22 protein-coding genes are annotated in these 20636 nt (G+C 69.3%); 4 read left to right on the top strand and 18 right to left on the bottom strand.

The genetic code is table 11. The features are described 5' to 3' along the window. Window positions 1–61 precede the first annotated feature (61 nt). The 3 genes from PLE19_14065 (at window position 62) to PLE19_14055 (ending at window position 3455) form a co-directional block, all read left to right on the top strand. On the top strand, window positions 62–1207 hold the full coding sequence (locus PLE19_14065) for a trypsin-like peptidase domain-containing protein (protein ID HPD16075.1): 1146 nt from the start codon (window positions 62–64) through the stop codon (window positions 1205–1207). A gap of 82 nt (window positions 1208–1289) precedes the next feature. Beyond that, complete coding sequence (locus PLE19_14060; protein ID HPD16074.1) at window positions 1290–3038, top strand: hypothetical protein; 1749 nt, start codon at window positions 1290–1292, stop codon at window positions 3036–3038. A gap of 12 nt (window positions 3039–3050) precedes the next feature. Then, window positions 3051–3455 carry a hypothetical protein gene (locus PLE19_14055; GenBank protein HPD16073.1) on the top strand — a complete coding sequence of 135 codons (405 nt, stop codon included), beginning with the start codon at window positions 3051–3053 and terminating at the stop codon, window positions 3453–3455. Between the two features lie 332 nt (window positions 3456–3787). Here the strand turns inward: PLE19_14055 and PLE19_14050 are convergent, their stop codons facing one another. The 18 genes from PLE19_14050 to PLE19_13965 form a co-directional block, all read right to left on the bottom strand. Next, a complete protein-coding gene (locus tag PLE19_14050; protein HPD16072.1) occupies window positions 3788–4879 on the bottom strand; it encodes a DUF362 domain-containing protein in 1092 nt (363 codons plus the stop codon). Between the two features lie 218 nt (window positions 4880–5097). After that, window positions 5098–5895: a sugar phosphate isomerase/epimerase family protein gene (locus PLE19_14045; protein HPD16071.1), complete on the bottom strand. Its 798-nt coding sequence runs from the start codon at window positions 5893–5895 to the stop codon at window positions 5098–5100. An 88-nt stretch (window positions 5896–5983) separates the two neighbouring features. Next, window positions 5984–6307 (bottom strand): type II toxin-antitoxin system RelE/ParE family toxin, encoded by a 324-nt coding sequence (locus tag PLE19_14040; GenBank protein ID HPD16070.1) that lies wholly within the window; start codon window positions 6305–6307, stop codon window positions 5984–5986. Then, window positions 6304–6492: a hypothetical protein gene (locus PLE19_14035; GenBank protein ID HPD16069.1), complete on the bottom strand. Its 189-nt coding sequence runs from the start codon at window positions 6490–6492 to the stop codon at window positions 6304–6306. The genes PLE19_14040 and PLE19_14035 overlap by 4 nt, the downstream gene beginning before the upstream one ends. Window positions 6493–6576: 84 nt before the next feature. Continuing rightward, window positions 6577–8541, bottom strand: a complete 1965-nt coding sequence (locus PLE19_14030; GenBank protein HPD16068.1) for a hypothetical protein — start codon at window positions 8539–8541, stop codon at window positions 6577–6579. A 72-nt stretch (window positions 8542–8613) separates the two neighbouring features. Continuing rightward, on the bottom strand, window positions 8614–9018 hold the full coding sequence (locus tag PLE19_14025) for a putative toxin-antitoxin system toxin component, PIN family (protein ID HPD16067.1): 405 nt from the start codon (window positions 9016–9018) through the stop codon (window positions 8614–8616). A gap of 5 nt (window positions 9019–9023) precedes the next feature. Then, window positions 9024–9266 (bottom strand): hypothetical protein, encoded by a 243-nt coding sequence (locus PLE19_14020; protein ID HPD16066.1) that lies wholly within the window; start codon window positions 9264–9266, stop codon window positions 9024–9026. Between the two features lie 76 nt (window positions 9267–9342). Beyond that, the gene (locus PLE19_14015; GenBank protein ID HPD16065.1) at window positions 9343–10380 is read right to left on the bottom strand and encodes a Gfo/Idh/MocA family oxidoreductase; all 1038 of its coding nucleotides are present in this window, start codon (window positions 10378–10380) and stop codon (window positions 9343–9345) included. A gap of 53 nt (window positions 10381–10433) precedes the next feature. Further along, complete coding sequence (locus PLE19_14010; protein HPD16064.1) at window positions 10434–11609, bottom strand: Gfo/Idh/MocA family oxidoreductase; 1176 nt, start codon at window positions 11607–11609, stop codon at window positions 10434–10436. 222 nt (window positions 11610–11831) lie between these two features. Further along, window positions 11832–12704 (bottom strand): aldo/keto reductase, encoded by an 873-nt coding sequence (locus tag PLE19_14005; protein HPD16063.1) that lies wholly within the window; start codon window positions 12702–12704, stop codon window positions 11832–11834. A 12-nt stretch (window positions 12705–12716) separates the two neighbouring features. Then, window positions 12717–13415: a phosphate signaling complex protein PhoU gene (gene phoU, locus PLE19_14000; GenBank protein ID HPD16062.1), complete on the bottom strand. Its 699-nt coding sequence runs from the start codon at window positions 13413–13415 to the stop codon at window positions 12717–12719. 133 nt (window positions 13416–13548) lie between these two features. Then, a complete protein-coding gene (gene pstB / locus PLE19_13995; GenBank protein HPD16061.1) occupies window positions 13549–14304 on the bottom strand; it encodes a phosphate ABC transporter ATP-binding protein PstB in 756 nt (251 codons plus the stop codon). Window positions 14305–14454: 150 nt separating this feature from the next. Beyond that, window positions 14455–14844 (bottom strand): four helix bundle protein, encoded by a 390-nt coding sequence (locus PLE19_13990; protein HPD16060.1) that lies wholly within the window; start codon window positions 14842–14844, stop codon window positions 14455–14457. A gap of 86 nt (window positions 14845–14930) precedes the next feature. Continuing rightward, a complete protein-coding gene (locus tag PLE19_13985) occupies window positions 14931–15779 on the bottom strand; it encodes a phosphate ABC transporter ATP-binding protein (GenBank protein HPD16059.1) in 849 nt (282 codons plus the stop codon). Window positions 15780–15782: 3 nt separating this feature from the next. Beyond that, window positions 15783–16619: a phosphate ABC transporter permease PstA gene (gene pstA / locus PLE19_13980; GenBank protein HPD16058.1), complete on the bottom strand. Its 837-nt coding sequence runs from the start codon at window positions 16617–16619 to the stop codon at window positions 15783–15785. Continuing rightward, entirely contained in the window at window positions 16616–17473 is an 858-nt protein-coding gene (pstC, locus tag PLE19_13975; protein HPD16057.1) for a phosphate ABC transporter permease subunit PstC, read from the bottom strand. Before pstC ends, pstA begins: the two co-directional genes overlap by 4 nt. Continuing rightward, complete coding sequence (locus PLE19_13970) at window positions 17470–18183, bottom strand: phosphate ABC transporter substrate-binding protein (GenBank protein ID HPD16056.1); 714 nt, start codon at window positions 18181–18183, stop codon at window positions 17470–17472. The genes pstC and PLE19_13970 overlap by 4 nt, the downstream gene beginning before the upstream one ends. Then, window positions 18122–19060, bottom strand: coding sequence for a phosphate ABC transporter substrate-binding protein (locus tag PLE19_13965; protein HPD16055.1), 939 nt, complete (start codon window positions 19058–19060; stop codon window positions 18122–18124). Before PLE19_13965 ends, PLE19_13970 begins: the two co-directional genes overlap by 62 nt. A gap of 728 nt (window positions 19061–19788) precedes the next feature. Between PLE19_13965 and PLE19_13960 the strand changes: the two genes are divergently transcribed. Next, window positions 19789–20625 carry a TatD family hydrolase gene (locus tag PLE19_13960; GenBank protein ID HPD16054.1) on the top strand — a complete coding sequence of 279 codons (837 nt, stop codon included), beginning with the start codon at window positions 19789–19791 and terminating at the stop codon, window positions 20623–20625. Window positions 20626–20636 lie beyond the last annotated feature (11 nt).

Genomic DNA, 20636 nt, shown 5'->3' with positions numbered 1-20636 from the left:
AGGTGAAACGCCCGGCGTGGCGCACGCCAGGCCCGTCCCCCGACCTCCCGAGAGCGCCTCCATGAGACCGTCTCTCCGCCACTCGAAGCGTGCAGCGGCTCCCGCCCTGCTCCTGGTTCTGTTGGCCCTCGGCGGCCCGGCGCGGGGCGCCGGCGCGCCGGAACCCGTCACCCTGCCCGACGTGCGGACGCTGGCCCGCGAGCGCCAGCACGCGGTCGTGCGCGTCGAGACCTTCGAGTACTACCTGCCCGGCCTCCTGCGCCGCGGCGAGCGCCTGCTCAACCCGCTGCCGCTGACCTCCAACATCAGCGATGCCTTCTCGTTCGCCTTCTTTCTGCCCTCGGGCATCTTCTACGGCCTGCGCAAGCACCTGGGGGCCGGCGTGCTCTTCGACCCCGAGGGCTATCTGCTCACCAACTACCACGTGGTCCGCGGGGCCGACCGCGTGACGGTGCGCCTCACCGATGCGAAGGGCGTACGCCGGGCCCTCGCGGGCCGGATCGTCGGCACCGACCCGCACACCGACACGGCGCTGCTCCAGATCACCCCCGGCAGCGTGCCGCTGGTCACCGTGCCGCTGGGCGACTCCGACACCGTGCAGCTCGGCGACTGGGTGGTCGCCATCGGCAACCCGATGTACCTCACCGGCACTGTCACCTGCGGCGTCGTCAGCGGCCTCCACCGCCAGGTGCGCCAGAACCTCATCGAGGACTTCATCCAGGTGGATGCGGCCGTGAACCCCGGGAACAGCGGCGGCCCCATCCTCAACACGCGCGGCGAGGTGGTGGGGATCGTGGACCTGGGCATGTTCCCCGCCAACAACATCGGCTTCGCCATCCCCATCAACCTGATCGCCCCGTTCATCGAGGACATGAAGAAGCACGGGCGCCCGCGCCGCGGCTACCTCGGCGTGAGCCTCCGCGACCTCACGCCCGATCTCGCCAAGGAGTGGAAGCTGGGCGTCGAGGCCGGGGTGCTCGTCACCGACGTCGGCCTCTTCTCGCCCGCGGGCGAGGCGGGCCTGCGCGAGGGCGACCTCGTGGAGGCCCTGGGCGGCAAGCCCGTGGCCACGGCCCGCGATGCCCAGATGGCCATCCTGCGCACCCCGCCCGGCGACGTGTTGCCCGTCACCGTGCGGCGCGGCGGCCAGACCCTCGAGCTCCAGGCCACGGTCGCCCTGCGTCGCACCCCGCTGCGGATCTTCTAGGGTCTGTGCGGAAATCCACGCCGGCAACACAGCCCACGGGGATTCTTGGACAGGCTCCTAGCTTCTGAGCCGGGGACCGCCCGTGACCGCACGCTGGCTCCACCCCTCGCGCCTCGGCCTGTGCGGCTCGCTCACCCTCTATCTCCTCCTCGCCCTCCTCGTGCAGACCAGGTGCGCCGAGCTGCTGACGTCGGACGGCGAATGCTATCTGCGCATGGTGGCGGCGTATGCGCGGGGCGACATCGGCCGCGCCGTCTTCGGCCACTGGTCGCCCCTGGGCGCGTGGCTGGCGGCGCCGCTGGCCATCGCGGGCCTTTCGCCGCGGGTCGCCTTCCGCGTGATGATCGGGCTGTGGGGCGCGCTGTGCGTCATCGGCACGTGGCGGGTCGCGGGGAGGCTGTTGGGTGTCAGGGGTCGGGGGTTGGGGGCTCAGAACCCTGGCACCGAACACCCGACGCCTGACACCGCCTCGTCCTCCTGGCTCTTGGCAGCGGCCACGGCCTGCGCGGCGCTGCTCGCCGCCGAGTTCTCCTTCGACCACCGGGTGGACCTGCTGCTCGCCGCGGCGCTGCTGTTCTATCTCGATGCGGCAATGGATGAGCGGCTGCTCCGCTCGCGGAAGCGGGCGCTGGGGGTGGGCGCCCTCGGCGGCATCGCCTATCTCGCCAAGCTCTACGCCCTCCCGTTCTTTGCCGCCCACTTCACTCTTACCGTTCTTCTCCGCGCCTGGTTCGAGTCGCGGTCCGGCGGCGAGTGCGGAGTGCGGCGTGCGAAGGGCGGACCGCAATCGGAGATGGGCGATGGAGAGTGGAGAACGCCGCTTCGGCGCGCCGCCCTGGCCTGGGGCCTCGGCCTGGCAGGCTTCGCCCTCGTCGCCGCGCCGTGGGTCGCCGTGTTGTCGGCCAAGTACGGGCGGCTGACCTTCGGCACCGCGGCCGCCACCTCGTATGCGCTCGTGGGGCCGGGCAGCGGCGACGCCCGCCAGCAGGCGATCACGGGCCTCCGTCGCCCGCCCGCCGACGCGCCCAACGTGTGGCAGGACGCCACGCGCGAGCCGCCCGTGCCCGCCGCCGCGGCGCGGCGGGTGGCCCTCGGCGAGACGCTGCGCCTGGCGGGCGCGAACGCCCTCCGCATCGCCCGCCACGTGGCGCGCCTGGACGAGTTCCGCCTCGGCCTGGCGGCGCTCGTGCTGCTGCCGGCCGCGCTGGTTGCCACGTGGCGCGACCGCGGGCGGGCCTTCCGCTACGCGGCGCTGCTGCTGGCCGTGAGCATCTTCTGCGGCGGCTACGCCTTCATCCAGGCCGACAACGCGCGCTACTTCTGGTTCGTGTTCCTCGCGCTCACCGCGGCGGCGTTCCACTTCGTGGGCCTGGTGCCCCGCGCCCTGGAACGGTTGGGAGCCGGGCGCCGCGAGCGCCGGGCCGTGGGGGTCGCCGCCGTGGCGCTGGCCGCCGTGTCGTTCGGCTACCACCCCGTGCGGGCGGTGTGGGACCTCCTGCGCCAGCCGCCGCCGGGCCGCGAGCATCGCCTGATGGCCGAGCGCCTGCGGGCGCTCGGCATCCAGGGGCCGCTCGCCTCGAGCAACTGGTGGGACGGCCTCCACACGGCGTACTACCTGGACGCGAAGTACGCCGGCACGCCCGCGGCGAGGGCGCCGGCCGCTCTGGCGGCCGAGATGCGGGCCGCGGAGGCGCGCGTGTTGCTCGTCTGGCGCGATGCCGCGCTCGCCGCCGCGGTGCAGGGGGAGCCGGCGCTGGAGTTCGTCGAGTTCGCCGGCCCGGCCGCCCTGCAATCGGCGCGCGGCGGGGCGTGGGTGTTTCGGCTCAATTGAGGGAGGTGCCCCGTGCCCCAGGACCCGGCTGCCCGGGAACGCGCCGCCGCCCGCGCCGCCCAGCGGCGGAGGCGGCAGTGGTTCAGCGTCGCGTCGTGGGCGACCACGGCGGCCATTGTGGCGGCTGTGGGCGCGCTGGTTCACTGGCGCGTCACGAGCGTGCTGCGGGAGGCTCGCCGCCAGCGGCAGGCCGAGGCCGAGCTCGACCAGGCGGCGCGGCTCTGGCGGCTGAGCCCGGGCGACCTGGACGCGGCGGCGGCGCGGTTCCGCGCCGTCATGGCCCATCACCCCGACACCGAGGCCGCGCGCAAGGCCCAGGAGGCGCTGGCCCGCATCGAGCGGCTCAAGGCCCGGCAGCCACAAACGCCCCGCCCCGCGGCGGACGACGGACCCGGTCTGCCGCCGGACACGAGGTGACTGGGCAGGCAGCTCGGCGGGGCCTCGAGCGCCCACAAACAACCTCTCGATCTGCCGCGCGAAAAACCTTGCGTCGAGCCCGCCCGTCCGAAGTGTCCTCAAGACAACAGCATGCACACGGCACGGTCGCCATAGGCTCCGGAGCTACTGGCGAACCACTGGCGGCTATGCGTACCTATGGATGGGAGGAGAGTAGGACGGATGGGACGGATAGGCCGATACCAGCATCGAACCTCCCGCGGGTTGGGAACCCGCGGGAGGTTGGGGGCCAGTTCGGTCTACCCTCCCGAAGGTGTTGGAACCTTCGGGAGGGGGGGCCGGCTTGTCGGGGCTCAGGCGCTGGCCTGCTGGATGTCCACCTTCGTGAGGTCGGCCTCGCCGACGCCGAGGTCGGCGCAGACCTTGAGGTAGTTGGTCTTGGTCTTGTTGAAGGCGATGAAGTCGCTGTCGCCCTTCGCCCAGTCGCCGAGCGGCTCGGGGTAGAGGCCGGGGGTTTGCTTGTTGAGGCACTCGCCGAGGAGCTTGCAGCCGTAGACGTCGAGGGCCAGGGCGTCGGTGCCGACGAGGACGAGGCCGGTGGGGAAGGTGCCGATGCGTTGCTTGCCGGGGCCGCGCCAGCCGTAGTTGGCCTCGTTGGCGTCCACGATGTTCAGGGCGATGCGGGGGCCGACGCCGAGCTTGAAGGCGTTGGCGAGCTTCTGGGGGAAGACGTGCCAGCCGTCGCTGTCGGCGGGGTCGAAGCGCTTGGCCACCTCGGTGGTTTCGTCCACCTTGTGGAAGCCGTACATGCGGCGGGTGAGGCCGATGATGTTCTTGATGCACGCCGTGAAGACGCAGTGGGGGTGGGTCTTGAGGCGTGGGAGGTTGAGGAGCACGGCGTCGGGCTCGAAGATGTCTTTGGCCACCATGAGTTCTTTCCAGGGCTCGGGCGCGGGCTCGATGAGCTTGTAGTGGGCTTCGGAGCCGGCGACCCAGTAGCGTTCGAGGTTCTTGACGGGCACCTCGAGGCTCTGGAGGAGCGCGGCGAGGGTGGGCAGGCCCTCGCGTTTGGCGCCCCAGCCGCCCCACTCCTGGCCGAGCACGGTGATGGAGGCGGGCGAGCAGTCCTTGACGAGCTTGATGAGGGCGCCGGTGGCCTGGGTGGAGGTGTTGGCGTCGCGGAAACCGCCGTCGGTGGCGTTGATCTTGATGAGGACTTTCTTGCCCTTGACGAGCTCGGGGAAGCCGCCCCACTTGTCGAGCGCGGCCTTGAGGCGCTTGAGGGCGCCCTCATCGGAGTCGGGCGCGCCGCCGCCCGAGGCCACCACGATGCGGGGCTTGGCGGCGGCCTCGGCGGCGAGGCCCGAGCGCAGCGCGGCGGCGGCCCCCACCACGCCGGCCCCGGTGCGCACGAGGAAGTCCCGACGATTCAGCCCGTTGTCCACAGCGTTCTCCTTTGTCGCCCGCGGCCCGAGGGATGGGTGCCCATTCATGCCTCCTATGCAACCACGCGGGCGGGCGATTGTCAAGGACGGGTGCGGGTCCCTCGCGCGGCGGGGGCGGGCCCGCCCTGCGCCGGCTGGGGCGAGTGCCCTCCCGCAGGCGTTGGGGCCTGCGGGAGGGCCTGGTGCGCGGGGGGTGGAGAAGCGGGGCGCCGGGGCGCTCAGACGATGAACTGGCGGATGTAGCGCTGGGTGAGGAGGAGCATCTTGCGGCGGAGCGGCGGCCGGCTCCACGCCGGGCCGTGCGGCTCGATCGAGAGATAGCCCGCGTAGTGGTGCTCGTGGAGGAAGGCGAAGACCTTGCCCCACTGGATGTCGCCCATGCCGGCCGCGGGCTGCGAGACGAGCTTGCCGTCCATGTAGAGGTGTTCTTTGATGTGCATGTGGGCGATGCGGTGGCCGTAGTCGCGCAGGATGGGCAGGTAATCGTCGCCGTGGTGCCGGATGTTGGCGGGGTCGAGCTTGATGCCGACGTCGGGCACGAGCTTCCAGACGCGCTCGTAGTCGGCGATGGTGTTGAAGAAGCTGTTGCCGTGGACGGGATAGAGGGCGATCTTGAGGCCGGCGACGCGGGCCTTCTCGACGTAGGGCGGGAACACGCGGGCGAACTCAGCGGCGCACTCCTCGGGCGAGGCGTCCTTGGGCTGCCCGCCGCCGGTGATGAGGATGCTGGCCTCGAGGTGCTGGGCGAAGCCGATGGCGCGGTCAAGCATCTTCAGGCTTGTCTCGCGCTCGGCCGCGTCGCGCGACGTGTGGTTCCAGCCCCAGAGGCCGAGGGCCGAGGCCTTGACGCCGTGCTCGACCAGGATGGCGCGCATCTTGCTCACCGTGTCGAACGTCAGGTCCTTGAAGTCGCCCCAGTAGTTGAACTCGAGGCCCTCGAAGCCGTGCTCGGCGGCGAAGCGGGCGTCCTCCTGGACGCCGCCGAGGTCGTTGTTGGCGATGAATCCGATCTTCATTCGTCTCTCCTCGACCGTGGGGAAGGGTCACACATCCCAGAGGGTGGGCACAGTGCAGAATCCAGGAGGGCCCCCTGCTGGAAGGCGCTCACGTGGGTCGCTGCTGCGGAGACCAGCCGGCGTGCTCCATCGCCGCGCGAAGGTCTCTGGCTCCGTGGATGACCGCGATGACGTCAACTCGATCGTCCCTGATGAGATAGATGAGGCGGTACGGCCCCTCGATGACCTCGCGGAGGTCGTCCCTCTCGTACTCGGGCACCGTGCGCCCGGAGAGGGGAAAGCCGGCGATCACCTGGGAACGCCGCGTGAGGCGATCCACCATGCGAAGCGCATACTCGACGGAGTCCTGAGCGATGTACCGCCGGATCGCGTCGAGGTGGGCCTGAGCGGTGTCGGTCCAGTGGACCTTCATTCGGGGAGGCCGTATCTCGCCCTGACGTCGCGGACGTCCTTGGTCCGGCCTTCGCGGCTGTCGGCGAGGCCCTTCTCGATGACCTCGCGGACGTAGATCTCGTGCATGAGGTCATCCCACGTCGCGTCGTCGGGCATCTTGTCCACCAGCGTGTGGGCTTCCTCCTTGTTCAGCGTGGCCGCCATAGGGGGGCTCCAGCAGTTCTCCCAGGACTGGGCTCGCCATGATGATAGGGCAGGGAAAGAGGGAAGTCAAGTCGAAGAACAGTGTCACGGCTCGGCCACGGGCAGTCCGGGCGGCAGGTGGTCAATCACGAGGCCGACCCCGTCGAGGCGGTAGGGCTCGCCGTCGCGGTAGCGGGGCATGTAGTGGCGGTCGGTGGGCAGGCCGTAGGCCGTGCCCTCGGCGAAGAGCCGGCCATCGGGCAGGAAGGCGAAGTGGTTGAGGTCCTTGGCGCGGCGGCCTGCCTCGTCCACGATGACGCCGTGGTAGAGCGCCTTGCCGGTCGCCAGGTCGAGCGAGTAGAGGCCGGAGGTGCGGCTGCCTGGGCCTTTGGGCTGCACCCACCGAATGGTGTAGAGCGTGTTGCCGCGCAGCAGCGTCATCCCGTGGCCCGCCTGGAAGGCCTTCGGGCAAGCGGCGATCTTCTCGATGGCGCCCGTGGCGAGGTCGAGGCGCACCACGTCGCGCTCGGTGACGCCGATGGCCGCGGGCTGGCCGTCCTGCCACGGGGCGAAGGCGATCTCCCAGCCGCCCTCCAGGGTGGCGACCCGCTCGGCCTTCGAGAGGTCGGGCGCGATGCGCCAGAGGTCGGTCTGCGGCACGATGTCGTCGGTCTTCGCCTTGCGTTCGCGGCGGGCGAGGAGTTCCTTGTGCGCTTTCGGCTCGGGCACGGAGCCGTAGAGCGTGCCGTCGGCCGCGACGAGGAGGTCGTGCGGGTGGTCGTCGAGGGGGAGCTTCTTCGGCTCGCCGGCGAAATGGCCCTGAGCGTCGAGGGCGAGGGCGAACCAGGTGATCGGCCAGACGTGGCCGCGATGGTAGCCGCGGCGGAGATAGAGGACGCTCCGCTTCGGGTCGCCGCTGAGGCGGAAGATGCCGGGGTTGCCCGCGAAGGGCACGCCCAGGGAGCGGGCCTTCTGGGTTCTCAGGTCAAACTCGACGATGGGCGAGCCGGGATAGGTCGGCTTGTCCTCGGGCCGGGCCACGGGGAAATCCCACTCCCCATAGTGCGGGTCCTGACCCGTGAAGTAGACCTTGCCGTTCATCTCGAAGGCGTTGGCGTGGACCATCTGGGGGACGGCGTCGGGGCGGTGGACGCCGCCGAGGCGGCCGATGTCGCCGAGGAGGAGGAGCTTATTCTCTCTGGGGTCGAAGGCGAAGAGCGGGCCGCTCTCGCTGGCGTGGTGGGGCATGGTGCCGAAGTAGGCCCGGCCGTCGGCCGCCACGGGAATGGCGTCGAAGGCCCTATCCGCATAGGGCGACAGGTCGTAGAGGCTGCCCACGCAGCGGGCCTTCACCACCGGCTCGGCCTTGAATGCGTCGTTCAGCAGGGCGTTCCACTGGGCCGACAGCGTGTCGAGCAGGGGGTTCTCGTAGACCTGGAGCACCGTGGTCTTGGCGTTGCCCGCGAGCACGGCCACGTCGCCCGACGGCATCAGGCGGAGCCAGTAGACGATGTGGAGCGTCTGCCCCTCGAAGGGTTCGAGGGAGCACAGCTTCACCCCCTCGCCGCTTGGGGGCCGGTGCAGGAGAATCTGGGCGGGGTCGTTGGCCGAGGCGCCGTCGCGAGCGGAGCAGCCGAAGCCCTCTTGGAGATTGGCGGCGGCGAGCACGTCTTCCAGCTTCGCCTGTTTGAACGCGCGGGTCCAGTGGCCGGCCGAGCGCCAGTGGTCGAAGTGGGTGGGCTTCACGCCCGCGGGCGGGGGCGGCTCTTCCCTGGGCGGCCTGGCCTTGGGCTTCTCGGGTTCGCGCGGGTCGGTGCGGAGCGGCACGATCTTCTGCTGCGCCGTGTCGTAGACGACCCAGCGCGTGGCGCGGGGCGTGCTGCCGGAAGCGACGGTGAACCATATCGCCTCGAAGCCGCGCTGAATAAGCCGCGTGAAAGGTCTGCCCCCCACGTCGCCCTGCTCGGGAATCGAGACGACGAGGCACTGGTGCTTCAGCCGTGCCGCGGGCGGGTAGTTCACTCGCTCGGCGCTGTGGACCGAACAGGCGACCAGTGACAAGCCAGCCAAGCCACGTGCCAGACTGCGCCGCAGGTGCATGGGTCCACCCTTCACGCCATGAAGCCTCGTCCCGCTGTCCTGCTACCAAACGAGATGGGCAAGGAACTCCGCAGGCGAGATGATGTGGATTCCCCCGTACTCGCAAAGGCTGAGGATGTGGGCGTCCCCCGACACGATTCTGGAGCAACCCGCCACCACAGCGCATTCCACAAACTTGTCGTCGTCGGGGTCGTCCGGCACGACGTGCAGCGTACCAGGTATCTCGACGAGTTCGCCCTTCGACCTCAGGTCGTGGGTGGCCGCCTGAAGGTGGGTGAGGGGGAAGCGGAACTTCGTTCGGAGCTTGTCCGCAAGTTCCGCAAGCATCTGCGGGCAGTAGACCGGCCGGACTACCCCGGCACGCACCAACACCAGGCACTGGTAGGGCTTGCCACGCCAGAGCAGACCCGAAACCCACACGTTCGTGTCGAAGACGACTCGCTCCACCCGGCTCACTCCTCGTGGAGCAGGTCGTCAATCAGGCGTTGCCGCTCTTCTTCAGTCAGGTGGTCCCAGTCAACACCTCGTTCCGCGCAGAGCTCGCGGATGCGTGCACTGCCGTACTCCACCAGGCCATCGAGCGCATCGAGGTCAGGTATGAGTTCCCGGATCACGGCTGCCCGTGTCGTGGCCGGCAGCCGACGCACCAAGTCGAGCACTTGGGCGTCGGATAGCTCCAGTGTGACACTTGCCATCAGCCTTGCCTCCTTTGCCGCTTTGCCAATGGTGATTGTAGGGCGCCGGGAGGTGGTTGTCAACGCCGCGCAGGCATCAGCGGAGCACTGCCTCGCGCCCCGTCTCCGCGCTGCGGAGCATGGCCTCCATCATCTCCTGCACGATGAGGCCGTGGCGGAGGGGGGCGTCGCAGGGCTTGCCGTCGAGGATGCAGTCAATGAAGTGTCCCGCAATCAGGTCCCACGGGTCGGCGCCTTTGGGCAGGTTCACCGTGGTGTCGTGGGGCGCGCCGTCCACGGTGCGGTAGAGGGTGAGCGGGCTATAGCGGGCGCCGGCCTGGGTGCCGAAGAGCTCGATCTGGTGCTCGGGCGCCTGGTGCGAGGCCCAGAAGCTCTCGCACTGGAGGCCCGCGCCATTCTCGAAGCGGATGAAGCCGCCCGCATAGTCGTCCGAGCCATACTTGCCCCAGAAGCTCTTCGGCGGCTGACGAAAGTCCCAGTAGCCGCGACCGAAGGGGCCGAACCTGGCGCCCGCGACGCCTGTGACGCTGACGGGCTTCGGCATGCCGAGTATCCACCAGGCGGAGTCGAGGACGTGGACGCCCATATCGCGGAACGCGCCGCCGCCGCGCTCGATGAAGCCGAGATTCCAGTCGGGGATGCCGCTGCGGCGGATGCTGCGGGCGCGGGCGTAGTACAGCTCCCCGAAGTCGCCCCGCCGCGCCATCTGGCCCAGGTAGAGCGTGGGGCCGCTGAAGCGCATCGAGAGCGACATCATGCCGACCACGCCCGCCTTCTCCTGCGCCGCGACGAGTCGGCGGGCGGGGGCGAGCGAGTCGGCGAGCGGCTTTGTGATGAGCACGTGCTTGCCGCGCCGCACAGCTTCCAGGGCGATGGGCACGTGCCACTGATTGGGCGTGCCCACCATCACCGCGTCAATCTCCTTGTCGCGGCACATCGCCTTGAAGTCGGTGTAGAGCTTCGGCGGCTCGGGCAGCTCCTTGGCGAAGTCCTTCATTCGATCTTCCACGAGGTCGCAGAGCGCGACCACGCGCCCTCGCGGGTTCTTCGCGATGGCCTTGCCGTTCGGCCTACCGATGCCCATGCCCACGATGGCGGTGCGGACCTCTTTCATGGCTGTCGCTCTCTCAAGAGATAGGACGGATGGGACCGATAGGCCTGACGGCCTCAGCCTCCCACCTGCCGCACGGCGACGGCGCGGCCGGTCTCGGCCGACTCCTTGGCGGCGAGGCAGGAGTAGACGCTGCGCAGGCCGGCCCAGATGGGCGTGCGGCTCTCGCCCTTGCCCTTGACCAGGTTGATGAAGTCCACGGCCAGCTCGTAGTCGCCGCCGAAGTGGCTCTGGCCCTCGCCCGCCTTCGTCACGTCGGTGAATGGCGCGTGGTGGCGGACCCGCTTGAGCTGGTTGGTATACCAGTCGAAGCTCACGGTGCCCAGGTAGCCGCTGACCGTGGCGCCGCGGGTGGCGGAGTCGCGCCGCGAGTAGAAGACCTGGGTGTAGGCGCCGTGGGCGCCGCTGGCGAACTCGAGGAGGGCGCTGGACGAATCCTCGTTCATCCCCGACTCGGGCGTGCCGATGTCGCGTCCGAAGACGCACGGGTGGTCGCCGCCGACGCCGCCCGAGAGGTTCCGCTTGCGGTTCTGGGGGCTTTCGAGGCAGGCGTCGGCCTCGTCGCACTTCGAGCAGACGAGTCCCGCCCGCTTCTTGCCGCCGAAGACGCGGCCCTTCGTGGCCATGGCCATCACGCGGACGATGGGCGAGCCCATCAAGTACATCATGTAGTCGAAGTCGTGCGTGGCCTTCTGGAGGAAGAGGCCCTGGGTGATCGAGTAGTCGCGGTACCAGCCGTCGAAGTAGCAGGTGCCGTAGGGCACGTAGTTGACGCCGAGGACGTGCTCGGGGCTGCCGACGGCGCCCTCTTCGATCATCTCGCGGGCCAGGACGCATAGGGGCGAGACGCGGAGCGGAAAGCTCACGACGGCCTGACACTTGGACCTGGCGAAGGCGCGTTCGAGGGCGGTGGCCTGCTTCATGGAGGTGGCGATGGGCTTCTCGAGGTAGAGCGGCAAGTCGTAGGCCGCGGCCTGCGCCGCATAGACCGCGTGGAGGTTGCAGCGGGTGCCCACGGCGAGGGCGTCGAGCCGCGCCTTGCGGGCCATCTCCTTGAGGTTCCTGTAGAACACCACATCGGCCTTGTCGCGGTCGTCGAGGCGGGCGCGGGCGCCGGCCTCGTCGGGGTCCACGATGCCGACCACGCGCACGTCGGGCTCGACGGCCCGCAGGCAATGCTTGATCACGCCGCTGATGCGGCCGCCGTGGCCGAGAACGCCGAGGCGAATCATAGGGCTCTCCACGAGGTGAGGGCGCGGGACAGCTCTAAGCACGAGGCCGATATTATGGCACGGGCGGCGCGCGATGCAAGCGGGGAGGCAAGACTGGGGGAAACTTCTGGGGAGAAGTTTCCCCCAGAACCCCCTTCAAGACCTTCCACACTGGGCTTGGGCATCCGAGTCTTGCTCGCATGCCCAAGCCCAGCGGGAGAGTTCTTGCGAGGGAGGGGCCGCTTAGAAAATCGGGTCGAGTGTGTCGGCCAGGGCGCGGAGTTGCTGAAGCTCGGCGTCGGTGAGGGGCTTGGGGTCGCGGGGCGCGGAGGCCCCGCCCACGTCGAGAGCGAGGCGGAGCAGGACCTCCTCGCCCGGCGTGACGGCGGCGGCGATGGGCTGGCCGAGGGTGAAACGAAGGGCGAGCTCCGCCTCGGCGCGATCGGTGACCGGCTGGTACCAGCACTTGGGGAAGCTCTGGCGCTTCGGGTCGTCCTTCGGCCACTTCTGGCGGGCGAGGGCCTTGAGGGCGAGGATGGCCATGCGGCGCTGCCGCGCCTCGGCGAGCACGGCGGCGCCGAAGCCGTGCCGCAGGAACGTGCAGAAGTTGATGGGGAAGAGCACGGAGGCAAAGTCGAAGCGCCGCATTGCGGCGAGGGCAGCGGCCTCGGTGTGGGCGGAGAAGCCGATGTGGCGAATGCGGCCGGCCTTCTGTTCCTCGAGGAGCAACTCCATCACGCCGCCTTTGGCGAAGGCTGCATCCACATCCTTCGCCACATCGGCGAGGCAGTGGAGCTGGTAGAGGTCGAAGTGGTCGGTGCGCAGGCGCTCGAGCGAGCGGCGGAACTCTTCGGCGGCGGGGCCGCGCTGGCGCTGGGTGGTCTTGCAGGCGAGGAAGCACTTTCTGCGGTAGGGTTCGAGGGCGGGGCCGAGCATGACCTCGGCGTTGCCGTAGGTGGGCGCCACGTCGAAGTAGTTGACGCCGCGCTCGACGGCCTCGGCGACGAGGCGTGCGGCCTGGGCGGGTTCGGCGTTCATCACGGCGATGCCGCCGAAGCCGATGATCGAGAGTTGGTCGCCGGCCGTACCGTAGGGCCGTCGGGGCAGGTTGGGCATGGGCGCCTCCGTTCAGGGCTGGGAGCCTTCGGGCGGCGTGGCTCGGGGGGTCTTGGGGTGGCGCACGTCGCGGCCCTGGATGAGGTAGATGACGTCCTCGGCGATGTTGGTGGCGTGGTCGCCGATGCGCTCGAGGTGCCGGGCGACCAGGATGAGGGCCAGGGCACGCTCGATGGTGTGCGGGTCGGACATCATGTAGGTGAGGAGCTCGCGGAGGACCTGGTCCTTCAGGGCGTCCATCTGGTCGTCGGTCATGATGACGGCCTGGGCGAGGAGGACGTCGCCCTTGACGAAGGCGTCTATGCTCTTGCGGACCATCTGGCGGGCGAGGTCGGCCATGCGGGGGATGTCAATGAGCGGCTTGAGCGGGGGCTGCTGGGCGAGGACATGGACGTTTTCGGTGATGTTGACGACGAGGTCGCCGATGCGCTCGAGGTCGCTGTTGATCTTGGTGGCGGCGACGATGAAGCGCAGGTCGCTGGCCACGGGCTGGCGGGTGGCGAGGAGGCGGAGGGCCTCTTCGTCAATCTCGATCTGGAGGCGGTTCACCTCGTCCTCGGCCCGGGCGACCGCTTCGGTGAGCTTCTCGTCGCGCTCGATCAGCTCGGTGACCGCGCGGTCAATCATCTCCTCGGCGAGGGTGGCCATGCGGAGGAGCCTCTTCTTGAGGTCGTGAAGCTCGCGGTCGAACTGGCGCTGGTGGCTGTCCAAGGGCGTTCTCCTGTCCTGAAGGGGATGATTGAAGGGTTGGATGCATGAATGAGTGCAGGAACCATCGTCGGTCCTTCTTTTCAATCATCCAAACATCCACCCATCCATCCATTCATCCGATCATCCGCGTGGCTCATCCGTAGCGGCCTGTGACGTAGGCCTCGGTGCGCTCGTCGGCGGGCGCGGTGAAGATTCCTTCGGTGAGGCCGAACTCGATCAGCTCGCCGAGGAGCATGAAACCTGTCTCGTAGGAGACGCGTGCGGCCTGCTGCATGTTGTGGGTGACGATGATGATGGTGTAGCGGGCGGCCAGCTCGCGCATCAGCTCCTCGATGTGCTCGGTGGCCAGGGGGTCGAGGGCCGAGCACGGCTCGTCCATCAGCACCACCTCGGGCTCGACGGCGATGACGCGCGAGATGCACAGGCGCTGCTGCTGCTCGGGCGAGAGCTCGAGGGCCGGGGCGTCGAGGCGGTCTTTCAGGGTGTCCCACAAGGCCGTGCCGCGGAGGCTCCGCTCCACGATGGCCTCGAGGTCGCTCTTGCGGGCGACGCCGTGCACGCGCGGGCCGTAGGTGAGGTTGTCGCGGATCGAGAGGGGGAAGGGGTTGGGCCGCTGGAAGACCATGCCCACGCGCTGGCGCAGGTCGGTGAGGCGGGTGTCGGGCGCGTGGATGTCGCGCCCGTCGAGCAGGATGCGGCCCCTGGTGCGCACGCCGGGGATCAGCTCGTTCATGCGGTTGAAGCAGCGGAGCAGGGTGGACTTGCCGCAGCCCGACGGCCCGATGATGGCGGTGATCGCGCGGGGCCGGATGGCGATGTTCACCCTCTTGAGCGCCTGGAACGCGCCGTAGAAGAGGTCGAGGTCAAGGGATTGAAGCTTGCAGTCCAAAGTCGAAAGTCCAAAGTCGAAAGTCAAGAGTTAAGAGTCAATGGCCAACGGTCGAACGTCGAGCGTCTGGAGTTGACGGCCAGGGCGCGACAGGCGGCAAGCCAACACGCCGCTCGATCTGACGAGGAACTCGGCCCTTGTCTCAGCCGGTCAGCGATAGCTCCTGCGACGGGAAGGGGATTGTCGAAGGTACTTCATGAAACCGAAGAGCATGCGGCTCGCCTCCGTTGCCATGCCAGCGGCTGCAGCGAAGTCCGTCTGCGTGAGGCAGCCCTGATCGAGCGCCGCGTACAGTTGCGACCGCAGTTCCCCGCAGGAGCCCTTGGCTACGGCGAGGAACTGGAGGAACTCTCTGTCGCCGCCGCGCTCGAATCCCTCAGCAATGTTCGACATGACCGATACGGCGGCGCGGCGAATCTGGTCGCGCAACCCGAAGTCGCGGCCGAACCCGCCGACCGACGTGAGTTGGCAGATCATGCTGGCCAGCTCCCGTGCTTTCTTCCAGGCCTCCAGGTCCTCGAACCGTTCGATCTTGCCCATCATCCGCTCCTGCCAGTCACGCGCCTCAGTTGAGTGCCTCCCGTGCTCGTGACTCTCGACTTTCGACTTTGGACTTTCGACTTCCCCTACCCGAATCGCCCCGTGATGTAGCCCGCGGTGCGGTGGTGCGCGGGGTTGGTGAAGATCTGCTCGGTGGGGCCGATCTCGATGAGCTCGCCCATGAGGAGGAAGGCGGTGCGGTCGGAAGCGCGGGCCGCCTGCTTGGTGTTGTTGGTGACGAGGATGATCGAGTACTTCGCCCGAAGGGCGGCCAGGGCGTCCTCGATCTTGGCGGTGGAGATGGGGTCGAGGCCCGAGCAGGGCTCGTCGAGCAGCAGCACCTCGGGCTCGAGGGTCAGGGCGCGGGCGAGGCACAGACGCTGCTGCTGCCCGCCCGAGAGGTTCATCGCCGAGGTGCCGAGGCGGTCCTTCACCTCGTCCCACAGGAAGGCGTTCTTCAGGCTCTCCTCGACGAGCTGGTCGAGGCGCGCGCGGTCGCGGGTGCCGGCGAGGCGCGGGCCGTAGGTGAGGTTGTCGCGGATGGACCAGGGGAGCGGCACGGGGACGGCGTAGACCATGCCCACGCGGCGGCGGAGGGCGACCACGTCGGCGCCGGGGGCATAGATGTCCTGCCCGTCGAGCAGGATGCGGCCGGTCTTGGAGAAGCCGGCCTCGAGGTCGTTGAGGCGGTTGAGGCTGCGCAGGAACGTGGTCTTGCCGCTGCCGGCGGGGCCGATGATGGCCAGACGCTCGCGGGGGAAGAGCTGGAGCGAGAGGTTCCTGAGCACGGCGCAGCCCTGGAAGAGGGCCGTGAAACCCTCGACCACCACCTTGGGGGTGGTGCCGGCGACGACGGCCGGGCCGGCGGGCGCGGGGGCCGCGCGCATCAGCCAGTCGGCGCCCTGGGGTTCCTCGGCGTGTGGGCCGGTGGCCATGGCTCAGCGTACCTTTGCGACGAAGCGGCGCATCAGCCAGTAGGCGAACAGGTTGATGGCCAGGATGACGACGATGAGGATCGAGGCCGTGGCGTAGGCCTTGGCCATCGAGATGCCTTCGCGCGACAGGATGTAGAAGTGGAGCGAGAGCGTGCGCGAGGAGTCGAAGAGGCCGCGCGGCAGGCCCAGGGCCGAGCCGGCCGTGAGCATCACGGCGGCCGTCTCGCTCACGCAGCGGCCCACGGCCAGCACGATGCCCGTGGTGATGCCGGGCAGGGCCGAGCGGAGGACCACGCGGGTGACCATTTGCCAGCGGGTGCTGCCGAGGCCGAAGCTCACCTCGCGGAACGCGCGGGGCACGGCGCGGATGGCCTCCTCGCTCGTGCGGATGACGGTGGGCAGGACCATGAGGGCCAGCGTGAGCGCGCCCGAGAGCACGGAGAGGCCCATGCCCAGCGTGATGACGAAGAACACGAAGCCGAAGAGCCCGAAGATGATGGAGGGGATGCCGGCCAGGCAGTCGGCCCCGAAGCGGATGGCGGCGGTGAGGCGCCCCTCGCGCGTGTACTCGGTGAGGTAGATGGCTGTGGCCAGACCCACAGGGGCCGCGATGAGCACGCCGAGGCCCATGACGTAGGCGGTGGCCACGATCATCGGGAAGATGCCGCCCTCGCGGCCCATCGAGCGCGGCGACTGGCTGAGGAACTCCCACGAGACGTGCGGCAGGCCCTTCCAGAGCACGAAGGCGATGATGAACAGCAGCACGCCGAGGGTCAGGCCGGCCAGCGTCCACATCAGGCCGACGGCCGCCCGCTGGGTGACGGCGGGGGGGACTCTCATCGGCTCGCCCCCCGCGCCCGGCGGCGCGACAGCGTGAGCGCCACGGTGTTGAGGACCATGATGACGACGAAGAGTACCACGCCCGTGGCGAAGAGGGCCTGGCGGTGGTCGCCCGCGGCGTAGCCCATCTCGAGGGCGATGTTGCTGGTGAGCGTGCGCACGGGCGACAGCAGGCTGGTCGGCAGCGCGATGGTGTTGCCGGCCACCATGATGACGGCCATGGTTTCGCCGATGGCGCGGCCCATGCCCAGGATGATGGCGGCCACGATGCCCGAGCGGGCCGCGCGCAGCATGACCATGTGCGCGGTCTGCCACTCGGTGGCGCCCAGGGCGATCGAGCCCTCGTAGTAGGGGCGCGGCACCGCCTGGAGCGCGTCCACGGAGATGCTGATGACCGTGGGCAGCACCATGATGCCGAGCACGATCGAGGCGGCCAGCACCGAGAGGCCCGAGCCGCCCAGGTTCTCGCGGATCAGCGGCACGAGGATCACCACGCCCATGAAGCCGTAGACCACCGAGGGGATGCCGGCAAGCAGCTCGATGGCCGGCTTGAGGAGGCCCACGAGGCGCGGGGGGCAGAACTGGGTGAGCAGCACGGCCACGCCCACGCCGAAGACGACGCCGATGACCATCGCGCCCGCGGTGACGGCCAGCGAGCCGGCGATCATCGGCAGGATGCCGAAGTGCCCCTCGCGCGGATACCAGTCGCTCGATGTGATGAAGTCGGTGAGGCCCACCTTCATCATCAGGGGGAAGCCCTCCTTGAAGATGAAGGCGGTGATGAGCGCCAGGCCCGAGAGGGCCGTGAAGGCCAGCGCCGCGAGCCCCAGGCTGATGAGCTTGTCGGTTCTCACTTGGCCCGGACCAGCCCTTCCTTCTCCAGCATCGCCTGCGCGGGGGGCGAGAGCACGAAGTCAATGAACCGCTGCGCCGCCGCGCCCGGCGCGCCCTTCACCACGAAGAGGAACGGCCGCACCAGCGGGTACGAGCCGTTGATCACGTCCTCGGCGTTCGCCTTCACGCCGCCGACGGTCAGGGCCTTGAGGTCGCCGTGCACGAGGCCGAGCGACATGTAGCCGATGGCGCCCGGGTCGTTCTTCACCAGTTCCTTCACCGCGCCGTTGGACTCCTGGGTGAGGGCCGAGGCGGCGATGCGGGCGTCGCCCATCACCAGGTGGGCGAACGCCTCGCGGGTGCCCGAGCCCTCTTCGCGGGTGATCAGGCGGATCGGCCTGTCGTCGCCGCCCACGTCCTTCCAGTTGGCGATCTTGCCCTCGTAGATGCCGCGGATCTGCTCGCGGGTGAGATCGCTGACCTTGTTGGCCAGGTTCACCACGACGGCGATGCCGTCGCGCGCCACGGTGATGGGGGTGAAGCCCGTCTCCTCGGGCTTCAGCGCGCGCGAGCACATGCCGATCGCGGCGATGCCGGTGGCCACGGCCTGGATGCCGGCCGTGGAGCCGCCGCCCTGCACCTCCACCCGCACGTCGGCATTGTTGCGGTTAAACTCCTCCGCGAGCATCTCGGCAAACGGCTGCACCGAGGTCGAGCCCACCACGCTCACGGCCGTGCCCTGGCTGCCCCCACAGCCCAGGCACAGCGAAATCAGGCCGAATGCCGCCATTGCGAGCCACGCTTGCCGCATTGCGCATCTTCTCCTGCTCAATCAACTGTTGAGCCTCGGGCGACCGGGCGAACTCGAGGAACCGCCGGGCCGCCCCACTCGGCGTGCCCTTGACCACGAACAGGAAGGGCCGCACCAGGGGATACCCGCCGCGCTCCGCGCCCGACGCCGAGGGCACGGCGCCGTCCAGCGCCAGGGCCTTCAGCCCGCGGCCCACCAGGCCCATGGACATGAAGCCGATGGCGCACGGGTCCTGCTTGACGAGCTCTTTCATCGCGCCGTTCGATTCCTGCACGAGGGCGCGCGGCGTGACGCGCACGCCGCCCATCACCTCGGCCAGGAAGGCGTCGAGCGTGCCCGAGCCCTCCTCGCGCGTGATCACGCGGATCGGGGCATCGGCCCCGCCCACGTCGCGCCAGTTGGCCGCCTGGCCCGAGAAAACGGCCCGGAGCTGCGCCCGCGACAGGCCCGACAGCGGGTTCGAGGGGTGCACGACCAGCGCGATCGCGTCCCGCGCGATCGGCACCGGCGTGAACTGGGCCTCGGCGGGGTCCCCGCGGTGCAGGCTGCGCGAGCAGGCGCCGATCTCGGCGATGCCGCTCGCCACGGCCAGCAGCCCGTGCGTCGAGCCGCCGCCCTGCACCTCCACGTGGATGCCCGGCTCGCGCCGCGCAAACTCTTCGGCCAGCAGTTCGGCGAACGGCAGGATCGAGGTCGAGCCTACCACGTGCACGGCCGGCTCGCGGCTCGTCCCGCACCCCATCGCCGCCAGCGCCACCATCGGCGCACACCGCAGAATCCGGGCGAACGGACCCATGGCAGCCTCTCCTGAGCTTGTGGGGACCCGCGGATTCTACACGATCGCAGGGGTCCACGCAAGCCGCTGCCACAGAGGCCGGGACGCGTCCGCTCGCGCCTGGGCCTCTGCTCCGTCGGGGCGTCGCTTCTGGCCGAGACAGACCTCCTCATTAGCCTACCGGGGGCATGTTAGGCGGAGGTTAGCGTTCGGCAAGTTCCGCGCGAAGTGCAGACGGCCCGACCACAGGATGCCCGTCTCCTATCGCCGGCGGCGCTCCTGGAAGTGGTGCCGTGCCGCCCAGCCGGCGCGCACACCGGGCGTCCCCGAAGTGGACAAGACTTGTCCACCCCCCTCTGGCAGCCCACCCAATGGCCCCATACTTGCTCAAACTGAAGAGGGAGAAAAATGAGCAAGTATGGGTGGAATGGCCCCGGAAGCCGCCGGATCGCCAAAGCGCCATACTTGCTCATCTGGCGGAGAGCTGGGGAGTGAGCGAGTATGGGGGAGGGGGTCTGCTTCATCAGGCAGCGGCGGCTTAAGCGTATACGCAGCAATATGTTATGGCTGGCCAACGTCCGCCCGGCCAGCCTGCCCCTTCAAGGATGCTGCCGGAGATGCCGCCCGGAATGGCAACTCCCCCCTGCTCAGCGAGGGTTCTCGCCTGGCGCCCTTGCCCTCGGCTCGTCGGCACACCGTTTGCCATGAAGGAGGAGGGGAAGGCCTCTACTTGCGCCCAGGAGAGCCCTATGACCATCATCGAGCCGCACATTCACATGTACTCGCGCACGACGGACGACTATCAGCGGATGTACGCCACCGGCATCCGCGCCTGCGTCGAGCCCAGCTTCTGGCTCGGCACCAACCGCCGCTACGCCGGCACCTTCTTCGACTACTTCCAGCTCATCCTCGAGTTCGAGACCGTGCGCGCCCGCCGCTTCGGCATAGACCACTACGCCGCCGTGAGCGTGAACCCCAAGGAGGCCGAGAACGTGGCCCTCGCCCGCGAGGTGCTCGCCGGCATGGGCGACTACCTCGACCACCCGCGCTGCGTGGCCCTGGGCGAGATCGGCCTCAACAACATCACGCCTAACGAGGAGACCATCCTCGCCGAGCAGCTCGCGATGGCCCGCGCTCGGAACATGCTCGTCATCATCCACCTGCCCCACTTCCGCAAGCCCGAGGGCGTTGCGCGCATCGTGCCCCTTCTCCGCGAGATGGCGATGCCCGAGGAGCGGGTCCTCATTGACCACAACACCGAGGACACGATGCCGCTGCTGCGCGAGACGGGCTACTACCTCGGCCTCACCGTCTACCCCATCTCCAAGCTCACGCCGCCGCGCGTCTCGGCCATCATCCGCCAGCACGGCGCCCAGCGGGTGCTCGTCAACGGCTCGGCCGACTGGGGCGTGAGCGACCCGCTCAGCCTCGTGAAGGTGGTGGACTTCCTGCGCCTGGACGGGCACCCCGAGGCCACGATCCAGTCGCTCGTCTTCGACACGGCCCACGCCTTCTACTCCGGCTCGCCCCGCTGGAAGCCCGAGCTGAACCTGACGCCAGTTGACCCCCGCGAGTTCCAGCGCTAAGCTCTCGTGGG

This window comes from Planctomycetota bacterium, from assembly GCA_035384565.1.
In the GTDB taxonomy this organism is placed as follows: Bacteria; Planctomycetota; PUPC01; order DSUN01; family DSUN01; genus DAOOIT01.
This window is presented reverse-complemented; position numbering and strand designations above follow the sequence as displayed.

Excerpts from the sequence above, each read along its gene's own strand:
- PLE19_14040 (HPD16070.1), bottom strand. The coding sequence starts at position 6,307 with ATGAAGGTCCACTGGACCGACACCGCTCAGGCCCACCTCGACGCGATC.
- pstA (HPD16058.1), bottom strand. The coding sequence starts at position 16,619 with ATGAGAGTCCCCCCCGCCGTCACCCAGCGGGCGGCCGTCGGCCTGATG.
- PLE19_14065 (HPD16075.1), top strand. The coding sequence starts at position 62 with ATGAGACCGTCTCTCCGCCACTCGAAGCGTGCAGCGGCTCCCGCCCTG.
- PLE19_14020 (HPD16066.1), bottom strand. The coding sequence starts at position 9,266 with ATGGCAAGTGTCACACTGGAGCTATCCGACGCCCAAGTGCTCGACTTG.
- PLE19_13960 (HPD16054.1), top strand. The coding sequence starts at position 19,789 with ATGACCATCATCGAGCCGCACATTCACATGTACTCGCGCACGACGGAC.
- PLE19_13990 (HPD16060.1), bottom strand. The coding sequence starts at position 14,844 with ATGGGCAAGATCGAACGGTTCGAGGACCTGGAGGCCTGGAAGAAAGCA.
- PLE19_14045 (HPD16071.1), bottom strand. The coding sequence starts at position 5,895 with ATGAAGATCGGATTCATCGCCAACAACGACCTCGGCGGCGTCCAGGAG.
- PLE19_14010 (HPD16064.1), bottom strand. The coding sequence starts at position 11,609 with ATGATTCGCCTCGGCGTTCTCGGCCACGGCGGCCGCATCAGCGGCGTG.
- PLE19_13985 (HPD16059.1), bottom strand. The coding sequence starts at position 15,779 with ATGGCCACCGGCCCACACGCCGAGGAACCCCAGGGCGCCGACTGGCTG.
- PLE19_14015 (HPD16065.1), bottom strand. The coding sequence starts at position 10,380 with ATGAAAGAGGTCCGCACCGCCATCGTGGGCATGGGCATCGGTAGGCCG.
- PLE19_13965 (HPD16055.1), bottom strand. The coding sequence starts at position 19,060 with ATGGGTCCGTTCGCCCGGATTCTGCGGTGTGCGCCGATGGTGGCGCTG.
- PLE19_14035 (HPD16069.1), bottom strand. The coding sequence starts at position 6,492 with ATGGCGGCCACGCTGAACAAGGAGGAAGCCCACACGCTGGTGGACAAG.
- PLE19_14005 (HPD16063.1), bottom strand. The coding sequence starts at position 12,704 with ATGCCCAACCTGCCCCGACGGCCCTACGGTACGGCCGGCGACCAACTC.